The 18,538-nt window shown below is 68.1% G+C and carries 20 protein-coding genes and 1 pseudogene; 18 read left to right on the top strand and 3 right to left on the bottom strand.

Annotation, left to right across the window (positions count from 1 at the left end):
• Positions 1-30 precede the first annotated feature (30 nt).
• The 7 genes from mnmG to FFI97_RS28950 all read left to right on the top strand — a co-directional run bounded on the left by mnmG (position 31) and on the right by FFI97_RS28950 (position 6,914).
• Positions 31-2,016 carry a tRNA uridine-5-carboxymethylaminomethyl(34) synthesis enzyme MnmG gene (mnmG, locus tag FFI97_RS28920; protein ID WP_139704707.1) on the top strand — a complete coding sequence of 662 codons (1,986 nt, stop codon included), beginning with the start codon at positions 31-33 and terminating at the stop codon, positions 2,014-2,016.
• Positions 2,013-2,657 carry a 16S rRNA (guanine(527)-N(7))-methyltransferase RsmG gene (gene rsmG, locus FFI97_RS28925; RefSeq protein ID WP_095948434.1) on the top strand — a complete coding sequence of 215 codons (645 nt, stop codon included), beginning with the start codon at positions 2,013-2,015 and terminating at the stop codon, positions 2,655-2,657. Before mnmG ends, rsmG begins: the two co-directional genes overlap by 4 nt.
• A 114-nt stretch (positions 2,658-2,771) precedes the next feature.
• A complete protein-coding gene (locus tag FFI97_RS28930; protein WP_095743039.1) occupies positions 2,772-3,386 on the top strand; it encodes a LysE family transporter in 615 nt (204 codons plus the stop codon).
• Positions 3,387-3,415: 29 nt separating this feature from the next.
• Positions 3,416-4,336: a ParA family protein gene (locus tag FFI97_RS28935; protein WP_062473764.1), complete on the top strand. Its 921-nt coding sequence runs from the start codon at positions 3,416-3,418 to the stop codon at positions 4,334-4,336.
• 48 nt (positions 4,337-4,384) lie between these two features.
• The gene (locus tag FFI97_RS28940) at positions 4,385-4,930 is read left to right on the top strand and encodes an RBBP9/YdeN family alpha/beta hydrolase (RefSeq protein ID WP_070061441.1); all 546 of its coding nucleotides are present in this window, start codon (positions 4,385-4,387) and stop codon (positions 4,928-4,930) included.
• Entirely contained in the window at positions 4,930-5,883 is a 954-nt protein-coding gene (locus FFI97_RS28945; RefSeq protein ID WP_070061440.1) for a ParB/RepB/Spo0J family partition protein, read from the top strand. Before FFI97_RS28940 ends, FFI97_RS28945 begins: the two co-directional genes overlap by 1 nt.
• Before the next feature lie 131 nt (positions 5,884-6,014).
• Positions 6,015-6,914: a CsgG/HfaB family protein gene (locus tag FFI97_RS28950; protein ID WP_070061439.1), complete on the top strand. Its 900-nt coding sequence runs from the start codon at positions 6,015-6,017 to the stop codon at positions 6,912-6,914.
• Positions 6,915-7,001: 87 nt separating this feature from the next.
• On the opposite strand, the gene FFI97_RS28955 is transcribed toward FFI97_RS28950, so the two are convergent.
• Positions 7,002-8,426 (bottom strand): FAD-binding oxidoreductase, encoded by a 1,425-nt coding sequence (locus FFI97_RS28955; RefSeq protein WP_139704709.1) that lies wholly within the window; start codon positions 8,424-8,426, stop codon positions 7,002-7,004.
• 76 nt (positions 8,427-8,502) lie between these two features.
• Between FFI97_RS28955 and FFI97_RS28960 the strand changes: the two genes are divergently transcribed.
• From FFI97_RS28960 to FFI97_RS34185, 5 genes and pseudogenes are all read left to right on the top strand, one after another.
• Complete coding sequence (locus tag FFI97_RS28960; RefSeq protein WP_139704710.1) at positions 8,503-9,003, top strand: DinB family protein; 501 nt, start codon at positions 8,503-8,505, stop codon at positions 9,001-9,003.
• 16 nt (positions 9,004-9,019) lie between these two features.
• Complete coding sequence (locus tag FFI97_RS28965; protein ID WP_062473752.1) at positions 9,020-9,619, top strand: cob(I)yrinic acid a,c-diamide adenosyltransferase; 600 nt, start codon at positions 9,020-9,022, stop codon at positions 9,617-9,619.
• Positions 9,616-9,972, top strand: coding sequence for a hypothetical protein (locus tag FFI97_RS28970; RefSeq protein ID WP_139704712.1), 357 nt, complete (start codon positions 9,616-9,618; stop codon positions 9,970-9,972). Before FFI97_RS28965 ends, FFI97_RS28970 begins: the two co-directional genes overlap by 4 nt.
• 304 nt (positions 9,973-10,276) lie before the next feature.
• A pseudogene (locus tag FFI97_RS34180) lies at positions 10,277-10,789 on the top strand (class IV adenylate cyclase); the annotation flags it as partial.
• 33 nt (positions 10,790-10,822) lie between these two features.
• Positions 10,823-11,461: an SMI1/KNR4 family protein gene (locus FFI97_RS34185; RefSeq protein WP_260685223.1), complete on the top strand. Its 639-nt coding sequence runs from the start codon at positions 10,823-10,825 to the stop codon at positions 11,459-11,461.
• A gap of 54 nt (positions 11,462-11,515) precedes the next feature.
• On the opposite strand, the gene FFI97_RS28980 is transcribed toward FFI97_RS34185, so the two are convergent.
• The gene (locus tag FFI97_RS28980; protein ID WP_095743046.1) at positions 11,516-11,893 is read right to left on the bottom strand and encodes a MerR family transcriptional regulator; all 378 of its coding nucleotides are present in this window, start codon (positions 11,891-11,893) and stop codon (positions 11,516-11,518) included.
• Positions 11,894-11,989: 96 nt separating this feature from the next.
• Between FFI97_RS28980 and FFI97_RS28985 the strand changes: the two genes are divergently transcribed.
• Positions 11,990-12,451, top strand: a complete 462-nt coding sequence (locus FFI97_RS28985; protein ID WP_139704714.1) for a hypothetical protein — start codon at positions 11,990-11,992, stop codon at positions 12,449-12,451.
• Here the strand turns inward: FFI97_RS28985 and FFI97_RS28990 are convergent.
• Positions 12,429-13,070 carry a GDSL-type esterase/lipase family protein gene (locus tag FFI97_RS28990; RefSeq protein WP_139704716.1) on the bottom strand — a complete coding sequence of 214 codons (642 nt, stop codon included), beginning with the start codon at positions 13,068-13,070 and terminating at the stop codon, positions 12,429-12,431. The genes FFI97_RS28985 and FFI97_RS28990 overlap by 23 nt on opposite strands.
• A 173-nt stretch (positions 13,071-13,243) precedes the next feature.
• On the opposite strand from FFI97_RS28990, the gene FFI97_RS28995 reads away from it, so the two are divergent.
• From FFI97_RS28995 to FFI97_RS29015, 5 genes are read left to right on the top strand one after another with little or no spacing between them, the layout of a single operon-like run.
• Entirely contained in the window at positions 13,244-14,434 is a 1,191-nt protein-coding gene (locus FFI97_RS28995; protein ID WP_185993750.1) for an ABC transporter substrate-binding protein, read from the top strand.
• Entirely contained in the window at positions 14,435-16,264 is a 1,830-nt protein-coding gene (locus FFI97_RS29000; protein ID WP_139704719.1) for an ABC transporter permease, read from the top strand. It begins immediately after the preceding gene.
• 14 nt (positions 16,265-16,278) lie between these two features.
• Positions 16,279-16,836 carry an OsmC family protein gene (locus FFI97_RS29005; protein ID WP_070061429.1) on the top strand — a complete coding sequence of 186 codons (558 nt, stop codon included), beginning with the start codon at positions 16,279-16,281 and terminating at the stop codon, positions 16,834-16,836.
• Complete coding sequence (locus FFI97_RS29010) at positions 16,820-17,668, top strand: ABC transporter ATP-binding protein (protein ID WP_139704721.1); 849 nt, start codon at positions 16,820-16,822, stop codon at positions 17,666-17,668. The genes FFI97_RS29005 and FFI97_RS29010 overlap by 17 nt, the downstream gene beginning before the upstream one ends.
• Positions 17,665-18,510, top strand: a complete 846-nt coding sequence (locus tag FFI97_RS29015) for an ABC transporter ATP-binding protein (RefSeq protein WP_139704723.1) — start codon at positions 17,665-17,667, stop codon at positions 18,508-18,510. Before FFI97_RS29010 ends, FFI97_RS29015 begins: the two co-directional genes overlap by 4 nt.
• Positions 18,511-18,538: the final 28 nt, after the last annotated feature.

Here is an 18,538-nt window from a genome sequence, read left to right on the forward strand (position 1 = left end):
CACGCGTCTGTGGTGCGCCCCCTTTTTCCAATGCTGTACCCCGAAGAATTCGATGTGATCGTCGTCGGCGGTGGCCATGCCGGCACCGAAGCCGCGCTCGCTTCCGCACGCATGGGCGCCAAGACGCTGCTGCTCTCCCACAACATCGAGACGCTGGGGCAGATGAGCTGCAACCCGTCGATCGGCGGCATCGGCAAGGGCCACCTCGTGAAGGAGGTCGATGCGCTCGGCGGCGCGATGGCCATTGCCACCGACGAGGCGGGCATCCAGTTCCGCATCCTCAACTCGAGCAAGGGCCCGGCCGTGCGCGCCACGCGGGCGCAGGCCGACCGCGTGCTGTACAAGGCCGCGATCCGCCACCGCCTGGAAAACCAGCCGAACCTCAGCCTGTTCCAGCAAGCCGTCGACGACCTGATGATCGAAGGCGATCGCGTGGTCGGCGCCGTCACGCAGGTGGGCATTTCTTTCCGCGCGCGCACCGTGGTGCTGACCGCGGGCACGTTCCTCGACGGCCGCATCCACGTCGGCCTCGACAACTACCAGGCCGGCCGCGCGGGCGACCCGCCGGCCATCAGCCTGTCGGCGCGCCTGAAGGAACTCAAGCTGCCACAGGGCCGCCTCAAGACCGGCACGCCGCCGCGCCTGGACGGCCGCAGCATCGACTTCTCGAAGTGCACCGAACAACCCGGCGACGGCATGCCCGGTGGGGCAGGGCCGATGCCCGTGTTCAGCTTCATGGGCAAGGTCGAGATGCACCCGCAGCAAATGCCGTGCTGGGTGACGCACACCAACCAGCGCACGCACGACATCATCCGCTCGGGCTTCGACCGCAGCCCGATGTTCACCGGCAAGATCGACGGCGTCGGTCCGCGCTACTGCCCGAGCGTCGAAGACAAGATCAACCGCTTCGCCGACAAGGACAGCCATCAGATCTTTCTCGAGCCCGAAGGCCTGACGACCAACGAGTACTACCCGAACGGGATCTCGACCAGCCTGCCGTTCGACATCCAGTACCAGCTGGTGCGCTCGATGCCGGGCCTGGAAAACGCCCACATCCTGCGCCCGGGCTACGCCATCGAGTACGACTACTTCGATCCGCGCGAGCTCAAGAGCAGCTTCGAGACCCGTGCGATTCGCGGCCTATTCTTTGCCGGACAGATCAACGGCACCACCGGCTACGAAGAAGCCGCGGCCCAGGGCCTGTTCGCCGGCATCAATGCCGCGCTGCAATGCCGGGGCGAAGACGCCTGGCTGCCGCGCCGCGACGAGGCCTACCTCGGTGTGCTGGTCGACGACCTGATCACCAAGGGCGTGACCGAGCCGTACCGCATGTTCACCAGCCGCGCCGAGTTCCGGCTGCAGCTGCGCGAGGACAACGCCGACATGCGCCTGACCGAAGCAGGGCGCAAGCTGGGCCTCGTGGACGACGCACGCTGGGGCGCTTTCAGCCGCAAGCGCGACGCTGTTTCACGTGAAACAGAGCGACTCAAGTCGATCTGGGTGAACCCGCGCAATCTGCCGGCGACCGAGTCGGCCCGGGTGCTGGGCAAGGCCATCGAGCACGAATACAACCTGGCCGACCTGCTGCGCCGGCCCGACGTGAACTACGAAACCCTGATGTCGCTGGACGGTGGCAAGTACGGCCCGTCGTCGGCGCTGAGCGCTTCCGAGATCGAGCAGATCGAGATCTCGGCCAAGTACTCCGGCTACATCGAGCGCCAGCACGACGAAGTGGAGCGCGCCGCCCACTTCGAGAACCTGAAGCTGCCGGCCGACTTCGACTACGGCCAGGTCAAGGCCCTGAGCTTCGAGGTGCGCCAGAAGCTGGACAAGCACCGGCCTGAAACGCTGGGGCTGGCATCGCGCATCTCGGGCGTGACGCCCGCCGCGATCTCGCTGCTGATGATTCACCTGCGCAAGGGCGGGCACAAGGCCTTCGCCCGCGACGCCGCCGATACCGCCACGACCACAGAAACCATCGAAGCTGCTGCCACCGAGCCGCACACCGCACCATGAGCGCGACGCCCCTCGACACGCTGCGCGCAGGCGCAGCCGCCCTGGGCGTGGCCCTGTCCGACACGCAGGGCGAACAGCTGCTGGCCTACGGCACGCTGATGCTCAAGTGGAACAAGGTCTACAACCTGACGGCCGTGCGCGACCCGGCCGGCGTCATGACGCACCACCTGCTCGACAGCCTCGCGGCCGTCGCACCGCTGCAGCGCGAGTGGGCAGGGAAGGGCAGGCTGCTCGACGTCGGCTCCGGCGGCGGTCTGCCGGGCGTGGTGATCGCCATCATGCGGCCCGACATCGAAGTCAGCTGCCTCGACGCCGTCGCCAAGAAGGCCGCCTTTGTGCAACAGGTGGCGGCCGAACTGGAGCTGCCGAACCTGCGCGGCCTGCATGCGCGGGTCGAATCGCTGGCCGGCAGCTACGAGGTGATCAGCTCGCGCGCCTTCGCGTCGCTGCCCGATTTCTTCAACGGCTCGGTGCATCTGCTGGCACCGGGCGGCGTCTGGCTGGCCATGAAGGGCAAGGTGCCGACCGACGAACTGGCCGTCTTGCCGGCCGGCGTTGCAGTGTTTCACGTGGAACAACTGACGGTGCCGGGCCTGGACGCCGAGCGCTGCATCGTCTGGGCGCGCAAAGAGGCCGCCTGATTTCGTAAAAGATGCGACGGCGCCGGCAAAAGCCGGTGCCGGAGCAATCTTCCCGGCGCTGGCCTGCCTTAGACTCGAAGCCTCCCCCTGGCTCTCTTTTTCGAGGCAAATCCCATGTTCGGCATCGCTGACTACGGCGCATTCGTCGCCGCCATCGTCCTGTTCCTTCTGATTCCCGGTCCGGGCAATCTGGCGCTGATCACTTCGACCAGCAAAGGCGGCATTCGTGGCGGCCTGGCAGCGACCTTCGGCGTGATCCTGGGAGACCAGGTCCTGATGTGGGCGGCGGTGGCGGGCGTGTCCGCCGTGCTGGCTGCCTACCCGGCCGCCTTCAAGGCGGTGCAATGGCTGGGCGCCGCCTACCTGGCGTGGCTCGGCCTCAAGATGCTCCTGGCCAAGCCCGGCGCGGCACCGATCCTGAACATCCGCCCGAGCCATTTCCTGCGCCAGGCGCTGACGATCACCTTGCTGAACCCCAAGGCGATCGTGTTCTACATGGCCTTCTTCCCGCTGTTCGTCGATCCGGCGCGTCACCAGGGTGTCATCACCTTCGGCGCCATGGCCGTGACCATCGCCGCGCTGACCTTCCTGTACGGCCTGACCTCGACGCTGCTCACGCACTTCCTGGCCGAGCGCATCCGCGCCAATCCCCGCATCTCGGCCACGCTCGAAAAGCTGGCCGGCACCTTCCTGATTGCCTTCGGCATCAAGCTCGCGATCTCGCGCTGACCGACCCCGACGACCCGCACTGACGACACATGGCCAAGATTTTCTGCATCGCCAACCAGAAGGGCGGCGTCGGCAAGACCACCACCACTGTCAATCTCGCCGCCGGCCTGGCCAAGGTGGGCCAGCGCGTGCTGATGATCGACCTCGATCCCCAGGGCAACGCCACCATGGGCTCGGGCATCGACAAGCGCCAGCTGGAACTCACGGTGTACGACGTGCTGCTCGAATCGGCCTCGGTGGCCGAGGCGCGGGTGAAGTCCGACAAGCTCGTGGAGGCCGAAGCCAGCTACGACGTGCTGGGCGCCAACCGTGAACTGGCCGGTGCCGAAGTCGAAATGGTGGCGCTCGACCGCCGCGAAAAACGCCTGCGCACCGCGCTGGCCGCCGTTGGCGCCGAGTACGACTTCGTGCTGATCGACTGCCCGCCGAGCCTGAGCCTGCTGACGCTCAACGGCCTGTGCGCGGCCCACGGCGTGATCGTGCCGATGCAGTGCGAGTACTTCGCGCTCGAAGGGCTCACGGACCTGGTCAACACCATCAAGCAGGTGCACGCCAACCTCAACAAGAACCTGCAGATCATCGGCCTGCTGCGTGTGATGTTCGATCCGCGCATCACGCTGCAGCAGCAGGTGAGCGAGCAGCTCAAGTCCCACTTCGGCGACAAGGTGTTCGACACCGTGATCCCGCGCAATGTTCGTCTGGCCGAAGCCCCGAGCTACGGCCTGCCGGGCGTGGTGTTCGACCCATCCGCCCGCGGCAGTCAGGCTTTCATCGCCTTCGCCGAAGAGCTGGTCGCCAAGATGCCGCCCGCGAGCGCCTTCGCCTCGGGCGCGGTGGCACCGCCGGTCACGCCCCCGCCGCGCGTGGTGCCCGACCTGCCGATTCCCGACGATGTGCTGGCCGCCGCGCCTTCTGCTTCCGTCGCCGATACCGATCAAAACCCCGTCTGACGCCCGCCCGAAGGGCGGCAGGCGCTATCAAGTTCGTAGCAACCAGCCATGAGTGAACCCCGCATCCTGCTGCTGCCCGGATGGCAGAACAGCGGCCCCGGCCATTGGCAGACCCGCTGGGAGTCGGTCTACGGCGACCGCCGCGTCGACCAGCACGAGTGGATGCGCCCGCTGCGCGGCGATTGGTCGATCCGCCTCGAAGAAGAAGTGCTGGCCGCGCCGGGCCAAGTGGTGCTGGCTGCGCACAGCCTCGGCTGCATCCTCACCGCCGCCTGGGCGGCCCACTCGCGCAACACGCACAAGGTGCGCGGCGCGCTGCTGGTGGCGCCCGGCGACCTGGAGCGCGACGACCTGCGCCAACTGATTCCCGGCTGGGCACCCATCGTGCGCCAGCCGCTGCCGTTCCCGGCCGTGCTGATCGCCGCCAACGACGACCCGTACTGCGAAGCCTCGCGCTCGAAGCAGCTGGCCCGCGACTGGGGCGCACGCTTCATCGATGCCGGCACCGGCGGCCACCTGAACGCCGAATCCGGCCTGGGCGACTGGCCCGAAGGCCGGAAACTCCTGAACGACCTCTCGAAAGACACGCACTGATGGCGACCAAGAAACCCAAGGGCCTGGGCCGCGGCCTCGAAGCGCTGCTCGGCCCGACGGCCGCACCCTCCGCCGATCCGCTCGGCAATGGCGGCGACCGGGCCACGGAAGAGGGCGGCGTCCCGCAGAACCCCAACACCCTGAAGCTCGACCAGATGGTGGCCGGCGTCTACCAGCCGCGCACCCGCATGGACGAGGGCGCGCTGTACGAGCTGGCCGAGAGCATCAAGGTGCAGGGCATCATGCAGCCGATCCTGGTGCGCCGGCTCGATGCCGAATCGGCCGCGGCCAAGAACGCCGAGTACGAAATCATCGCCGGTGAGCGGCGCTTCCGGGCCGCCCGGCTTGCGGGCCTGGACACCGTGCCGGTGCTGGTGCGCGACGTGCCCAACGAGGCCGCGGCGGCCATGTCGCTCATCGAGAACATCCAGCGCGAAGACCTCAACCCGCTGGAGGAGGCCCAAGGCCTGCAACGCCTGGTGACCGAGTTTGGGCTCACTCACGAAATGGCGGCCCAGGCCGTCGGCCGTTCACGCAGCGCTGCCAGCAACCTGCTGCGCCTGCTGAACCTCGCCGAGCCCGCGCAGCTGATGCTGATGGCCGGCGACATCGACATGGGCCACGCGCGCGCGCTGCTGTCGCTCGACCGCGGCACGCAGATCACCGCCGCCAACCAGATCGCCGCCAAGAAGATGTCGGTGCGCGAGGCCGAGGCGCTGGTGAAGAAGCTCGCGGCCGAGTTCACGCTCACGCCCTCGCGGCGCGGCAATGCCGGCGAGAAGTCGCGCGACCTGCAGCGCGTGGAAGAAGAGCTGGCCGACCTGCTCACGGCCGAGGTCGAGGTGCGCATCAAGAAGCGCACGAAGCGCGGCGAAAGCGGCGAGCTGGCGATCCACTTCGGCTCCATCGAAGCACTCAACGGGCTCATCGAACGCATCCGCCGAACGGCCTAGTTCGGCCTGTGTTGCGAAGACGGACCCCTGCGTTCGTTTGATTGATTCCTGCAATCCTTTGCGCGTATCCTCGATCGCGGTTTTTCTTTCAGCCCTGCAAGACCACCACCATCGAAACGAGGGAGTCGACCATGCCGTTCTTCGCCACCAAGTTCCCGCTCGCCGCAGTCGCCGTCGGCGCACTGCTGCTCACGGGCTGCGCCACCACCGACATGCAGATGGGCAGCCAGTCGGCCAAGACCATGGCCACGGGCAGCGCCGCCGGCGGTGCCACCTCGGGCGAGAGCAGCCAGCTCGAACGCTGCGAATCGCCGCTCGGGACCGTGTCGCTGGTCGAGAACGTCAACGCCGGCTGGTACACCATCCTCACGGGCGAGTACCGCCTGCCGCCTACTGCAAATCTGTTGCGTTTGCTGGTGCAGCAGTCGAACTGCTTCATCGTGGTCGAGCGCGGCGCGGCCGGCATGAACGCGATGACGCGTGAACGTGCGCTGCAGCAGTCGGGCGAGATGCGCGGCGGCAGCAACTTCGGCCGCGGCCAGATGGTGGCGTCCGACTACGGCCTGTCGCCTGAGATCGTGTTCAGCAACAGCGATGCCGGCGGTATCGGTGGTGCGCTCGGCGGCCTTGTGGGGGGCGGCCGTGGCCGTGCCATCGCAGCCGTCGGCGGCAGCCTGCAGACCAAGGAAGCCAGCGCCTTGCTGACGCTCATCGACAACCGCTCGGGCGTGCAGGTCGCAGCAGCCGAAGGCAGCGCCTCCAAGACCGACTTCGGCGCCTTCGGCGGCCTGGCCGGCCGCAGCGGTGCCGGTGGCCTCGGCGGCTACACGAACACCGCGCAGGGCAAGGTGATTGCGGCAGCTTTCATGGACGCCTTCAACCAGATGGTCCGTTCGCTGCGCAACTACAAGGCGCAGACGGTGCGCGGCCAGGGCCTGGGCGGCGGTGGCCGCTTGGGTGTCGATGGCGGCGCCGCGCCTTCGCAGACCTACGTGCCGCCGGAGCCGGCACCGGCACGTCGCCGCAGGTAAGAACAGGACGCGGGCCTTCGGGCCACGAAAAAGCCCGGCGCTCTTGCGAGCCGCCGGGCTTTTTCATTGATGTGTGATCGCGAGGGATCAGAGGCTGAAGATCTTGCCCGGGTTCATGATGTTCTTCGGATCGAGCGCGCGCTTGATCGTGCGCATCATGTCGATCGCGCCCACGCCGGCTTCGGTCACCAGGAAGTCCATCTTGTGCAGGCCCACGCCGTGCTCACCGGTGCAGGTGCCTTCGAGCGCCAGCGCGCGGCTCACCAGTGCGTGGTTCAGCTCTTCGGCCTTCACGCGCTCTTCGGGAATGTTCGGGTCGAGCAGGTAGCCGAAGTGGAAGTTGCCGTCGCCCACGTGGCCGACGAGGAAGTAGGGGATGCCGCTGGCATCGGCTTCGGCCACCGAGTCGAGCAGGCAGTCGGCCAGGCGCGAGATCGGCACGCAGGTGTCGGTCGAGATCACGCGGCAGCCCGGACGCGACTGCACGGCCGCGAAGTAGCTGTTGTGCCGCGCGGTCCACAGGCGCGTGCGTTCTTCCGGCGTGCTGGCCCATTCGAAGGCGTTGCCGCCGTGCCCGCTCGCAAGCTCCTGCACCGTCTCGGCCTGCTCCTTCACGCCCGCGGGCGAGCCGTGGAATTCCATCAGCAGCATCGGCTCTTCGCGCAGGTTGAGCTTGGCGTAGGCGTTCACCATGCGCACCGTGTTCACGTCGATCAGTTCCACGCGCGCGATCGGCACGCCGAGCTGGATGGTCTCGATGGTGGTGCGCACCGCGGCCTCGATGCTCGGGAACGAGCAGATCGCCGCCGACACCGCCTCGGGCAGCGGGTAGATGCGCAGCGTGACCTCGGTGACCACGCCCAGCGTGCCTTCGCTGCCCACCATGAGGCGCGTGAGGTCGTAGCCGGCCGACGACTTCTTGGCGCGCGTGCCGGTGCGGATGATGTCGCCGCTGGCCGTGACCACCTCGAGCGCCAGCACGTTCTCGCGCATCGTGCCGTAGCGCACCGCGTTCGTGCCGCTGGCGCGCGTGGCCGTCATACCGCCGATGGAGGCGTCGGCGCCCGGGTCGATGGGGAAAAACAGGCCCGTGCTCTTGATCTCTTCGTTGAGCTGCTTGCGCGTGACGCCCGGCTGCACCGTCACCGTGAGGTCGTCGGCGTTGATCGACAGCACCTGGTTCATGCGCGACACGTCGATGCTGATGCCGCCTTGCACCGCGAGCAGGTGGCCTTCGAGCGAAGAACCCACGCCGAAGGGAATGACCGGCACGCTGTGCTCGCTGGCGAGCTTCACGGCATCGGCAACATCCTGCGTGCTTTCGGCGAACACCACGGCCGCGGGCGGCGGTGCGTCGAACGACGACTCGTCGCGTCCGTGCTGCGTGCGCACCGCCATCGCCGTGGAACAGTTGTCGCCGAAGCGCGCCTTCAGCCCGTCGATCAGGGCTGTGGGGACATCGCGCAGATGAAGCGCCGGCATCAGGTGCGAGGTGGAAGTCGGGGCGTTCATCGGGCGTCTCCTGGAGGGGCTGAGGGGGATCGGCCATTTTACGGAGCGCGCACCATAATGCGCTTCGGTAAAAGACATGAACCCCACGACCCTTGCAGCCCTCGCGGCCTTTCCCTCGCAGCTCGAAGCCCACTACGCGGCCATTCCCAAAGCCTTCCGGCATTGGGCGCCGCCTTCATGGGAGGGCGTGCCCAGCGAAGCCTTCACCGCCATCGAGCAGCTGTGCCATGTGCGCGACATCGAGATCGAGGGCTACCACGTGCGCTTTCGCCGCACGCTCGCCGAGACCCATCCGACGCTCGCATCGATCGACAGCGGGCCGCTGGCCATCGAGCGCCACTACGGCGCGGCCGACCCTGCAGCGGTGCTCGCCGAGTTCCGCCAGGCGCGCGTGCAGACGATGGAAATCATCTCGCAGCTGAGCGACGCGCAGCTGGCGCGCACGGCCGTGTTCGAGGGCTACGGCCCGCTCACGATGCGCAGCCTCATCCACTACCTGTGCAGCCACGACCATCAGCATCTGGCCGGACTGCAATGGCTGGCCGGCAAGATCGACGCCGCCGGCCTTTCGACCTGAACCGAGAGGAGCGCCCATGGGCAACCGACTTTCCCAGATCGCCACCCGCACCGGCGACGATGGCACCACCGGCCTGGGCGACAACACCCGCGTGCCCAAGGACCACCTGCGCGTGCACGCGATGGGCGACGTGGACGAACTCAACTCGCACATCGGCGTGCTGCTGTGCGAACCGCTGCCAGAGCCCGTGCGCGAGCTGCTGGTCGATGTGCAGCACCAGCTCTTCAACCTCGGCGGCGAACTCTCGATGCCGGGTTTCACGCTGCTCAAGCCCGAGGCGCTGCTGCAGATCGACAACGCACTGGCCGACCACAACGCCGCCTTGCCGCGCCTGGCCGAATTCATCCTGCCCGCCGGCACGCGCGCCGCCTCGCTCGCGCACGTGTGCCGTACCGTGGCGCGGCGTGCCGAGCGCGCCGTGGTGTCGCTGGGCGCCACCACCGAACTCAACGACGCGCCGCGCCAGTACCTCAACCGGCTCAGCGATCTGCTCTTCGTGCTCGCACGCGTGCTCAACCGCATGAACGGCGGCGACGACGTGTACTGGAAGAGCGAACGCATGGCCCGCGCGGCCGCCGCCGAATCCGAAGACCACTCCCAGGGGACGACGCCATGAAGAAGCTTCACACCACCGCCGCATCGCTCGCCGCCATCGCGGCCGCGCTCTGCCTGCCCGTCACCGCGCAGGCGCAGAGCGCCGACAACCCGCCCCAGGCCGAACGCGCCCACACGATCAAGTCGCCCTCGCGCAGCGGCAAGGTCGTGGGTAGCGTGCAACGCGGCACCAACGCCGCCGGCCGCGGCGTCAACCGCGCCGATGCGGCCACGCGGCGCGGTGTGAGCAACGTGTCGGAAAAAGCCAGCCGGCCCGTGCGCAACGTGGGCGAGTCCTTCGGACGCAAGCTGGCACCGGGCTCGAGTGGGCGCGCGGCGCCACCGCCTGTGGGGCCGCAGGGCAACGCGCCCTGAGTCGTTGCTGCTGCCCTGTTGTCCAGGGCGGCGCTCCCGCCGACGCGGTACCTTGCTCCGCGAATGTCCCCCGGCCTGCGGCCTCCTCCTTGATTTCGCTGCGCAAGGCACCGCATCGACGTGAGCGCTGGGCAGTGCGGTCGTTGATCGGCTGCACACCAGCGCCGCGTCCTGTGCGCAGGACACCGGGTGCTTCCCGCAGCGAAATCAAGGAGGAGGGCGAAGCCCGGGGGACATTCGCGGAGGGAAGTACCCGGTGGCCTGTGCACGCGCCCCGAATCCCATCTCACAGAAGCCCACAGACATGGCAAGAAACATAGAGATCAAGGCCCGCATCGACAGCGTGGACCGCATCGCAGAAATCGCCGCAACGCTCGCCGACCAGGGCCCCATCGAGATCGCCCAGGACGACACCTTCTTCCGCTGCGAGCACAGCGCCGACCGCCTCAAGCTGCGCACCTTCGCCCCCGACCGCGCCGAACTCATCTTCTACCGCCGCGCCGACAGCACCGGCCCGAAGGAATCGTTCTACCTGATCACGCCCGTCACCACGCCCGACGCGCTGCGCGAATCGCTCACGCTTGCCTGGGGCCTGGCCGGCCGCGTGCGCAAGCAGCGCCGCCTGTTCCTCGTGGGCCGCACACGCGTGCACCTCGACCGCGTTGAAGGGCTCGGTGAATTCCTCGAACTCGAGGTGGTACTGCAAGAGGGCGAGCCCGCCGACGCCGGCGTAGCCGAAGCCCATGCACTCATGGCCCGGCTCGGCGTGGCCGAGAGCCAGCTGGTGCAGGGCGCCTACGTCGACCTGTTGCGCGCGCAGGCCGCGCCTTCCAAGGCAGGAGCAACTGCGATGGAGCGTCTCGAGAAATGGCTCGAGATCAATCTTCAGGAGGTGCACGCAGACCTGGCACCAGGATGCACAGAGGCGGCCATCGCTGAGTTCGAGTGCGAAGTCGGCAGGAGCTTTCCCGCGTCGCTGAAAGACTTGTACAGAGCACACGACGGGCAGGCAGGGACTGCCAACACCGGGCCGTTCTATGGCTTGTCGTTCTTGTCGATGGCGCAGGCGAAGGGCCACTGGATCGACTGGAAGAAGATCGCCGACGAGACCTCGCCTGAGGTCATGGAGGGAGCAAGCATGTTCTCGAAGTCGGCATCGGCGGGCACCGTCAAGGAGATCTACGCGAACGCGTACTGGATTCCGTTCGCGTACGACCACGGTGGCAACTACCTCGGAGTTGATCTGGACCCGGGACCACGTGGAACGATCGGGCAAGTCATCAACTTCGGGCGAGACGAAGACGAGAAGTTCGTCGTCGCGAGTTCTGTTGCGGCCTTTCTGGAGTGGCTGGTGGACCAATTGGAATCGGGCAACTCAACGGTCAGACTCGAAGACGATGGCGGACGAAGCCTCAACACGAAGGAGCCCGAGATGTCTCATTTCCTGGACGCCATCAAGATTCTCTTTGCTTCACAGCGTGGTGCCTGAACGACTGGAGACACGCTGCGCTGAGCAAGCCGAAAGCCAACTGGTGCAGGGCGCCTACGTCGACCTGTTGCGCGCGCAGGCCGCCTGAGCCATCGGGCAGCCGGCGGGCACGCGTGCCAGCAGGTCTTGCCGCAGCGCGTTCAGCTCGGCGATCTTCTGGTCGATGACCGCGACCTTGTCGGCCAGCAGCGCCGCGATCGCATCGTCGGGCGCGGCCGATTCCCACACCGCGGGCAGGTTGTCGCCGATCTCGTGCAGGCTGAAGCCGAGCTTCTGCGCGGTGCGGATGTAGCCCACCATCTGCACGGTTTCCTTCGCATAGACCCGGTAGCCGTTGCTGCCACGCTGCGCGCGGATCAGGCCGCGCTCTTCGTAGAAGCGCAGCGTGTCGCGGCTCAAGCCCGTCGCCGAAGCCAGCTGGCCGATCTGCATGGTCGTTGTTCCTTCGCCGAAGAATGTGCTTGACCTTGGAGCGTACCCGAGGCTTTAGCTTCCGGGGCTTCTTCACTCCCTGCAGGGCTCTTCTTCATGATCGCGCTTCCCACCTACCAACGCATCGTCCGCGCCAGCGCCTGGTACGACCTCGTGGTGACCATCGGCTTCGCCACGCCGTGGACCTTCGCCGCCGTGCACACCCTGCTGCTGTGGACCATCCAGACGCTGCAGCTGCCGGGCAGCTTTCCGGCCTTCGACCCCGTGCACATGCTGATGGCCAACCTGCTCGGCTCGGTGGTCACCGTCTGGGCCGTGCTGCGCATCCGCGATCCGCGCCTGCGCTATGGCCGCTACGACGCCGTGGCGCGCTTCCTGTTCGCCACCTGGCAGATCTACGCCGTGACGCAGGGCGCCAGCCTGATCATCCTCGGCTTCACCGCGATGGAACTGCTGTTCGGCGTGCTCGAGAGCCTGCCGGTGCGCGGCGCGACCGCACGCACACCGATGCGCGCCGACGACCGCGCCACAGGCCTCAGCGCCAGCCCGCAGCCTTGAGCTGCTCGGCGAGTTGCTGCGCCACCTGGGCGTAGCCCTTCGCGTTCGCGTGGATGCGGTCCGAGCGCAGGGCTGCATCCGACAGCACGCCCGAATACACACCGGCGACCAGCAACGCCTGCCCCGACTTCGCGACCTCTTCGTAGAACGGCGCGTCGCTGAGCGAGCCGACCACCGCGCGCATCGCATCGGGCGCCGGCGTGGCCAGCACCGCCACGTGCGACGTGTGCGCGCGCGCCTGCTCGATGAGTGCCGCGAGGTTCTCGCGCGTGCTGGCAGGCGACACGCCGCGCAGCATGTCGTTGCCGCCGATGCCGATCAGGATCGCGTCGTAGCTGTTGGCGGACAGCAGCGCGGGCAGGCGCTCCAGCGCACCCGCCGAGGTGTCGCCGTTGACCCCCGCGTTCTCGACCTGCCAGCCCGTGAGCTCGCCCAGCTTCGCGGGCCATGCCGTCTCGGGCGACGCACCGTAGCCGAAGGTCAGGCTGTCGCCCAGCGCCAGCACGCGGGCATCGGGCTTCAACGCGTTGGCTGAGGCCTTTCGTTTGCCGCATGCGGAGAGCAGCAGGGCGGAGGCCGGCACGCCGGCGAGCATCTGGAGGAGGTGGCGTCGCTTCATGTGGCGCGCAGCTTAAACGAGGCCGCGCGGCCGTTGGCGCTTGCCCCTTCGCTTGCTCGGAAAGCGCATAAGCCTCTCCGTTTTCGTTCCTTCCCGGCACCGGGACAGCGGCGAAGAATCGCGGCCTCCACGCCGATTCGTTCATCCCTTCACTGCCACCGAGGTCCGACGCCATGCTGCCGCCGCTGTTCACCCGCCATCGTTTCCTGCGCCATGCGGTCGCACTGTCCGCCGCCTTGCTCACCGCGCCGCTCGCGGCCTGGGCCGCACCCGCCAGCGGCGAGCCCGTGTGGTTCGGCGTGAGCGGTCCGCTCACCGGACAGAACGCGCAGTACGGCGCGCAGTGGAAGGCCGGCTTCGACCTCGCGCTGGAGCACATCAACGCGCAGGGCGGCATCCATGGCCGTCCGCTGGCTTACAACTTCGAGGACAGCCAGAGCGACCCGCGCCAGTCCGTCGCCATTGCGCAGAAGCTCGTGAACGACAAGCGCGTGCTCATCGAGCTGGGCGACTTCTCCAGCCCCGCCTCGATGGCCGCCTCGCCCATCTACCAGCGCGCGGGCCTGGTGCAACTGGGCTTCACCAACTCGCACCCCGACTTCACCAAGGGCGGCGACTACATCTGGAGCCCCTCGATCAGCCAAGCCGACGCGCAGCCGCTGCTGGCCGACCTGGCCGTGAAGACGCTGGGCTTCAAGCGCATCGCCGTGCTCTTCCTGAACACCGACTGGGGCCGCACCAGCAAGGACGTGCTCGTGAAGGCCGCGCAGGAGCGCGGCGCGCAGCTGGCCATTGCCGAGGGCTACCAGCCCGACGAGAAAGATTTCCGCTCGACCCTGGTGCGCGTGCGCGACGCCAACCCCGACGGCGTGGTGCTCATCTCTTATTACCCGGACGGTGCGCTCATCGCGGGCCAGGTGCGCAGCGTGGGCCTGAAGCAGCCCATCGCCGCGGTGGGCTCGGTCTACTCGCCCAAGTTCATCGAGCTCGGCGGCGCGGCCGTGAACGGCATCCACACCAACACCGCCTTCTTTCCCGAAGAGCCGCGCACCGAGGTGCAGGCCTTCGTGAAGAGCTTCCGCGCGAAGTACAGCAAGGAGCCCGACGCCTTCAACGCCTATGCCTACGACGCCGTGGTGTATGCCGCCGCTGCGCTGCGCGAGGCCGGCCCCAAGGCCGACCGCAAGGCCGTGCGCGATGCGTTCTACAAGATCAAGGACGTGCCCAGCGTCATCTTCGGCAAGGCCACCTTCGATGCGCAGACGCGCCGCGTGATCGGCGTGAAGAGCGTCAACCTGGTGGTGAAGGACGGCAAGTGGGCGCAGGTCGACGAGAAGGCGGCGGCGCTGGCATCGGCCAAGTAGATGAGCTTCACCTCCTTCTTCGACCACACGGTCAACGGCCTGATCATCGGCAACATCTATGCGTTGCTGGCGGTGGGGCTCGCGCTGATCTTCGGCGTCTCGCACCTCATCAACTTCGCGCACGGCTCGGTGTACACCGTGGGCGCGTACATCGGCTGGGCGAGCATCACCTACCTGCACACGCCGCTGCCCATCACCATCGCGCTGGTGGTGATCGGCTCGGGCGCGCTGGGCATGCTCATCGAGCGCGTGGGCCTGCGGCCGCTGCAGGGCGCCGCGCGCATCGCGCCGCTCCTGGCCACCATCGGCATCAGCTTCGTGCTCGACATCCTCGTGCAGCTGGTGTTCAGCCCCGACCCGCGCGCGCTGCCCACGCAGCTGCCCGACTGGCGCCTGCAGATCGGTACCGGCACCATCGGCGCACTCGATCTGCTGATCGCGGGCATCGGCATCACCAGCGCGGCCGTGCTGTTCGGCTTCCTGCGTTTCACGAAGCTGGGCTGGGCCGTGCGCGCTACCGCGCAGGACCGTGACGCCGCGCAGCAGATGGGCGTGGACGTGAACCGCGTGAACCAGACCGTGTTCGCCATCGCGGCCGCACTGGGCGGACTCTCGGGCCTGCTGGTGGGCATGTACTACAACAACATCAGCCCGGCGATGAGCTTCCAGGCCACGCTCAAGGGTGTGGTGGCCACCGTGGTCGGCGGCGTGGGCAACGTGCCGGGTGCCATCGTCGGCAGCCTGCTGCTGGGACTCATCGAAAGCTACGGCGTGGCCATTCTCGGCACGCCGTACCGCAACCTGTTTGCCTTCGCGCTGCTGCTGGTCATCCTGGTGTGGAAGCCCAATGGCTTGTTCGGCCGCAAGCGTGTGCTGCCGCCCGAGCCGCTCACCGGCACCTTCATCGCACCGAGCAAGCCGTGGCGCGTGCCGCCGCGCGTGTTGCTCGCGCTCTTCGCCGCGGCCGTGCTGTTGCCGCTGTTCGATCCCTCGCCCTATGTGCTGCAGACGCTCACCAACGCGTGGCTCTACGGCGCGCTCGCGTTGAGCCTCACGCTGGTGGCCGGCACCATCGGCCAGATCTCGCTGGGCCATGCGGGGCTGCTGGCCATCGGCGCGTACGCCTCCTCGCTGCTGGTGCTCGACCTGCACTTGCCCGTGGGCACGGGCATCGTGGCCGCGGGCGTGCTCACCTCGCTGATCGGCACGGCGCTGATCTTCCCGGCCTTCCGGCTGCGCGGGCACTACGTGTCGATCGCCACGCTGGGCATCGGCGAGATCGTGGCGCTCACCATCCTCAACTGGGAAAGCCTCACGCGCGGGCCCATCGGTGTCTCGGGGATTCTGCCGCTGTCGCTGTTCGGGCGCGATGCGTCGTCGAACGAGGCGATCTACTGGGCCTCGTTCGGTGCACTGGTGTTGCTGGCGTTGCTGCAGTGGCGCCTGCTGCGCTCGCACCTGGGCCGCACCTTCCGCGCGGTGCGCGAAGACGAGGTCGCCGCGCGCGCCTACGGCGTGAGCCCCGACCGCTACAAGGCGCTGGCCTTCGGCTTCGGCGGCTTCGCGGCGGGCGTGAGCGGCGCCTTCACCGCGCACATGTACTCGTACATCAACCACGAGACCTTCGGCTCGCAGATCTCGATCCTCGCGCTCACGATGGTGATCCTCGGCGGACTCGGGAACATCAGCGGCGCACTGCTGGGTGCGGTCGCGCTCGTGAGCCTGCCGGAGCTGTTCCGCGTGACGGCCGAGTACCGCATGTTGATCTACGGCGTTGCGCTCCTGCTTCTCATCCGCTTCCGTCCCCAAGGCCTGCTCGGCACCGTCTGAAAGAACCACATACCATGAGCCACCTCAACGACTACCTCGCCGAGAAACGCGCCGCTGTGCTGGCCCGCAACGCCGCCGTCGCGGCCGGCACGGCACAGCCTTCGCAGCTCAAGGCCAGCGTGCGCGCCGAAGGCCGCAGCGGCGTGCGCCGCCTGCGCATCCGCGAGCACCAGGTGATCAGCGACAGCCCGCCCGATTTCGCGGGCTACAACCTCGGCCCGAGTTCGCCCGAGCTGCAGCTGGGCGTGCTCGGCACCTGCGTGACGCACATCTTCCTGATCCAGGCGGCCGAGCGCCAGGTGCCGCTCGAAAGCCTCGAGGTCGAGGTGACCGGCGTCATCGATCCGCGCGGCGGCAAGCCGGGCCACGAGCAGACGCCGATCTGGCCGCACGAGATCGGCTACACCGTGCACATCGATTCGCCCGCGAGCCGCGAGGAGATCGATGCGCTGTTCGAGGCGGTGGAGCGCAACTGCCCCATCCTCAATCTGCTGCGCAACCCGCAGGCCATTCGCGCCGAGGTGAAGCTCGTGAACTCGAAGGCGAAGGTCGCCGATGCCGTCGCTGCTTGAGGTCCGCGGCCTCGTGCGACGCTTCGGCGGGCTCACGGCCGTCAACGCCGTCGACCTGCAGGTGGGCGAGGGCGAACTGCTGAGCGTGATCGGCCCGAACGGTGCCGGCAAGACCACGCTGTTCAACCTCGTCACCGGCCTCGACAGGCCCGATGCCGGGCAGGTGCGCTTCGACGGCCACGACATCACCGGCCTGCCCGCGCAACAGCTCGCACAGCGCGGCCTGGCGCGCACCTTCCAGCACGGACGCGTGTTCGCGAACCTCTCGGTGCTCGACAACGTGCTGGTCGGCGCGCACACGCGGCTGCGCGCCGTGAAACCGCGCGTGGGCGGCGTGCCGGGCCTGGGTGCGCTGGCCGAGCTGGCGCTCGCGCTGGTGCAGCCAGGGGCGGTGCGGCGCGAGGAAGAAGCGCTGCGCGACGAGGCGCGCGAGATCATCGCGCTCTTCGGCGAACGGCTCACGCCGCGCACCGACCATCCGGCCTACAGCCTCTCGTACGCCAACCGCCGCCGCGTGGAGATCGCGCGCGCCCTCGCACTGCGGCCGCGCCTGCTGCTGCTCGACGAGCCCACGGCCGGCATGAACGAGAGCGAGACGGCCGAGATGCTGGAGATCATTCGCGGCCTCAAGGCGCGCGGCCAGACCATCCTGCTGATCGAGCACAAGCTCGACCTCGTGATGCAGCTGTCCGACCGCGTGGCCGTGCTCGACGATGGCCGCAAGATCGCCGAAGGCCTGCCCGACGACGTGCGCAACGACCCCGCGGTGATCGAGGCCTACCTCGGCCATCGCCAGGTCGGCGAAGCGCAGGAAGAAGCGGTGCCCGCATGATCGCCACCGTTGCCCGCACCGGCCTGTCGCCTTCTTCCCTCTGGGGAGAGGGCAGAAACGACGACCTGCCTGAGCGCGCCGTCACGCAAGCTTCGGTGGGCGCCGTCCCGCCCCTGCTGCAGCTCCAGAAGGTCAACAGCTTCTACGGCCCCGTGCAGGCGCACTTCGACCTCGACATCGAAGTGCGCAAAGGCCAGATCGTCAGCCTGCTCGGTGGCAACGCCAGCGGCAAGTCGACCACGATGAAGATCGTGCTCGGCCTGCTCAAGCCGCGTTCGGGCGAGGTCCGCTTCAACGGCGAATCGACGCTCGGCCTGAGCACGCCGCAGATCATCCGCAAGGGCATCGGCTCGGTGCCCGAGGCACGTCGCCTGTTCCCCGCGATGACCGTGCGCGAGAACCTGCTCATGGGCGCCTATGCGCGCCGCGACCGCGCGGCCGTGGCCGACGACCTGGAACGCATGCTCGAGCTGTTCCCGCGCGTGGCGCAGCGCCTGGGCTTCCTGGCCGGCACGCTCTCGGGCGGCGAGCAGCAGATGGTGGCCATGGCGCGCGCGCTCATGGGCCGGCCGCAGCTGCTGTGCATGGACGAGCCCACCATGGGCCTGTCGCCGCTGTACGTCGACAAGGTGCTCGAGCTCATCGCGCGCATCAACGCGCAGGGCGTCTCGGTCTTCATGGTCGAGCAGAACGCCAGCCTCGCGCTGCAGATCGCGCACCACGGCTACGTGCTGCAGACGGGCCGCATCGTGCTCTCGGGCCCGGCGCGCGCGCTGCTGGCCGACGCGCGCATCCGCGACGCCTACCTGGGCGGCGAGGGCGCTGCCCGCACCGCCTCCTGACGACGACGCCCCTTTTCCTGCGAGGAAG

Source organism: Variovorax sp. KBS0712 (assembly GCF_006323185.2).
Lineage (GTDB): Bacteria > Pseudomonadota > Gammaproteobacteria > Burkholderiales > Burkholderiaceae_C > Variovorax > Variovorax boronicumulans.

Excerpts from the sequence above, each read along its gene's own strand:
- mnmG (WP_139704707.1), top strand. The coding sequence starts at position 31 with ATGCTGTACCCCGAAGAATTCGATGTGATCGTCGTCGGCGGTGGCCAT.
- rsmG (WP_095948434.1), top strand. The coding sequence starts at position 2,013 with ATGAGCGCGACGCCCCTCGACACGCTGCGCGCAGGCGCAGCCGCCCTG.
- FFI97_RS28930 (WP_095743039.1), top strand. The coding sequence starts at position 2,772 with ATGTTCGGCATCGCTGACTACGGCGCATTCGTCGCCGCCATCGTCCTG.
- FFI97_RS28935 (WP_062473764.1), top strand. The coding sequence starts at position 3,416 with ATGGCCAAGATTTTCTGCATCGCCAACCAGAAGGGCGGCGTCGGCAAG.
- FFI97_RS28940 (WP_070061441.1), top strand. The coding sequence starts at position 4,385 with ATGAGTGAACCCCGCATCCTGCTGCTGCCCGGATGGCAGAACAGCGGC.
- FFI97_RS28945 (WP_070061440.1), top strand. The coding sequence starts at position 4,930 with ATGGCGACCAAGAAACCCAAGGGCCTGGGCCGCGGCCTCGAAGCGCTG.
- FFI97_RS28950 (WP_070061439.1), top strand. The coding sequence starts at position 6,015 with ATGCCGTTCTTCGCCACCAAGTTCCCGCTCGCCGCAGTCGCCGTCGGC.
- FFI97_RS28955 (WP_139704709.1), bottom strand. The coding sequence starts at position 8,426 with ATGAACGCCCCGACTTCCACCTCGCACCTGATGCCGGCGCTTCATCTG.
- FFI97_RS28960 (WP_139704710.1), top strand. The coding sequence starts at position 8,503 with ATGAACCCCACGACCCTTGCAGCCCTCGCGGCCTTTCCCTCGCAGCTC.
- FFI97_RS28965 (WP_062473752.1), top strand. The coding sequence starts at position 9,020 with ATGGGCAACCGACTTTCCCAGATCGCCACCCGCACCGGCGACGATGGC.
- FFI97_RS28970 (WP_139704712.1), top strand. The coding sequence starts at position 9,616 with ATGAAGAAGCTTCACACCACCGCCGCATCGCTCGCCGCCATCGCGGCC.
- FFI97_RS34185 (WP_260685223.1), top strand. The coding sequence starts at position 10,823 with ATGGAGCGTCTCGAGAAATGGCTCGAGATCAATCTTCAGGAGGTGCAC.
- FFI97_RS28980 (WP_095743046.1), bottom strand. The coding sequence starts at position 11,893 with ATGCAGATCGGCCAGCTGGCTTCGGCGACGGGCTTGAGCCGCGACACG.
- FFI97_RS28985 (WP_139704714.1), top strand. The coding sequence starts at position 11,990 with ATGATCGCGCTTCCCACCTACCAACGCATCGTCCGCGCCAGCGCCTGG.
- FFI97_RS28990 (WP_139704716.1), bottom strand. The coding sequence starts at position 13,070 with ATGAAGCGACGCCACCTCCTCCAGATGCTCGCCGGCGTGCCGGCCTCC.
- FFI97_RS28995 (WP_185993750.1), top strand. The coding sequence starts at position 13,244 with ATGCTGCCGCCGCTGTTCACCCGCCATCGTTTCCTGCGCCATGCGGTC.
- FFI97_RS29000 (WP_139704719.1), top strand. The coding sequence starts at position 14,435 with ATGAGCTTCACCTCCTTCTTCGACCACACGGTCAACGGCCTGATCATC.
- FFI97_RS29005 (WP_070061429.1), top strand. The coding sequence starts at position 16,279 with ATGAGCCACCTCAACGACTACCTCGCCGAGAAACGCGCCGCTGTGCTG.
- FFI97_RS29010 (WP_139704721.1), top strand. The coding sequence starts at position 16,820 with ATGCCGTCGCTGCTTGAGGTCCGCGGCCTCGTGCGACGCTTCGGCGGG.
- FFI97_RS29015 (WP_139704723.1), top strand. The coding sequence starts at position 17,665 with ATGATCGCCACCGTTGCCCGCACCGGCCTGTCGCCTTCTTCCCTCTGG.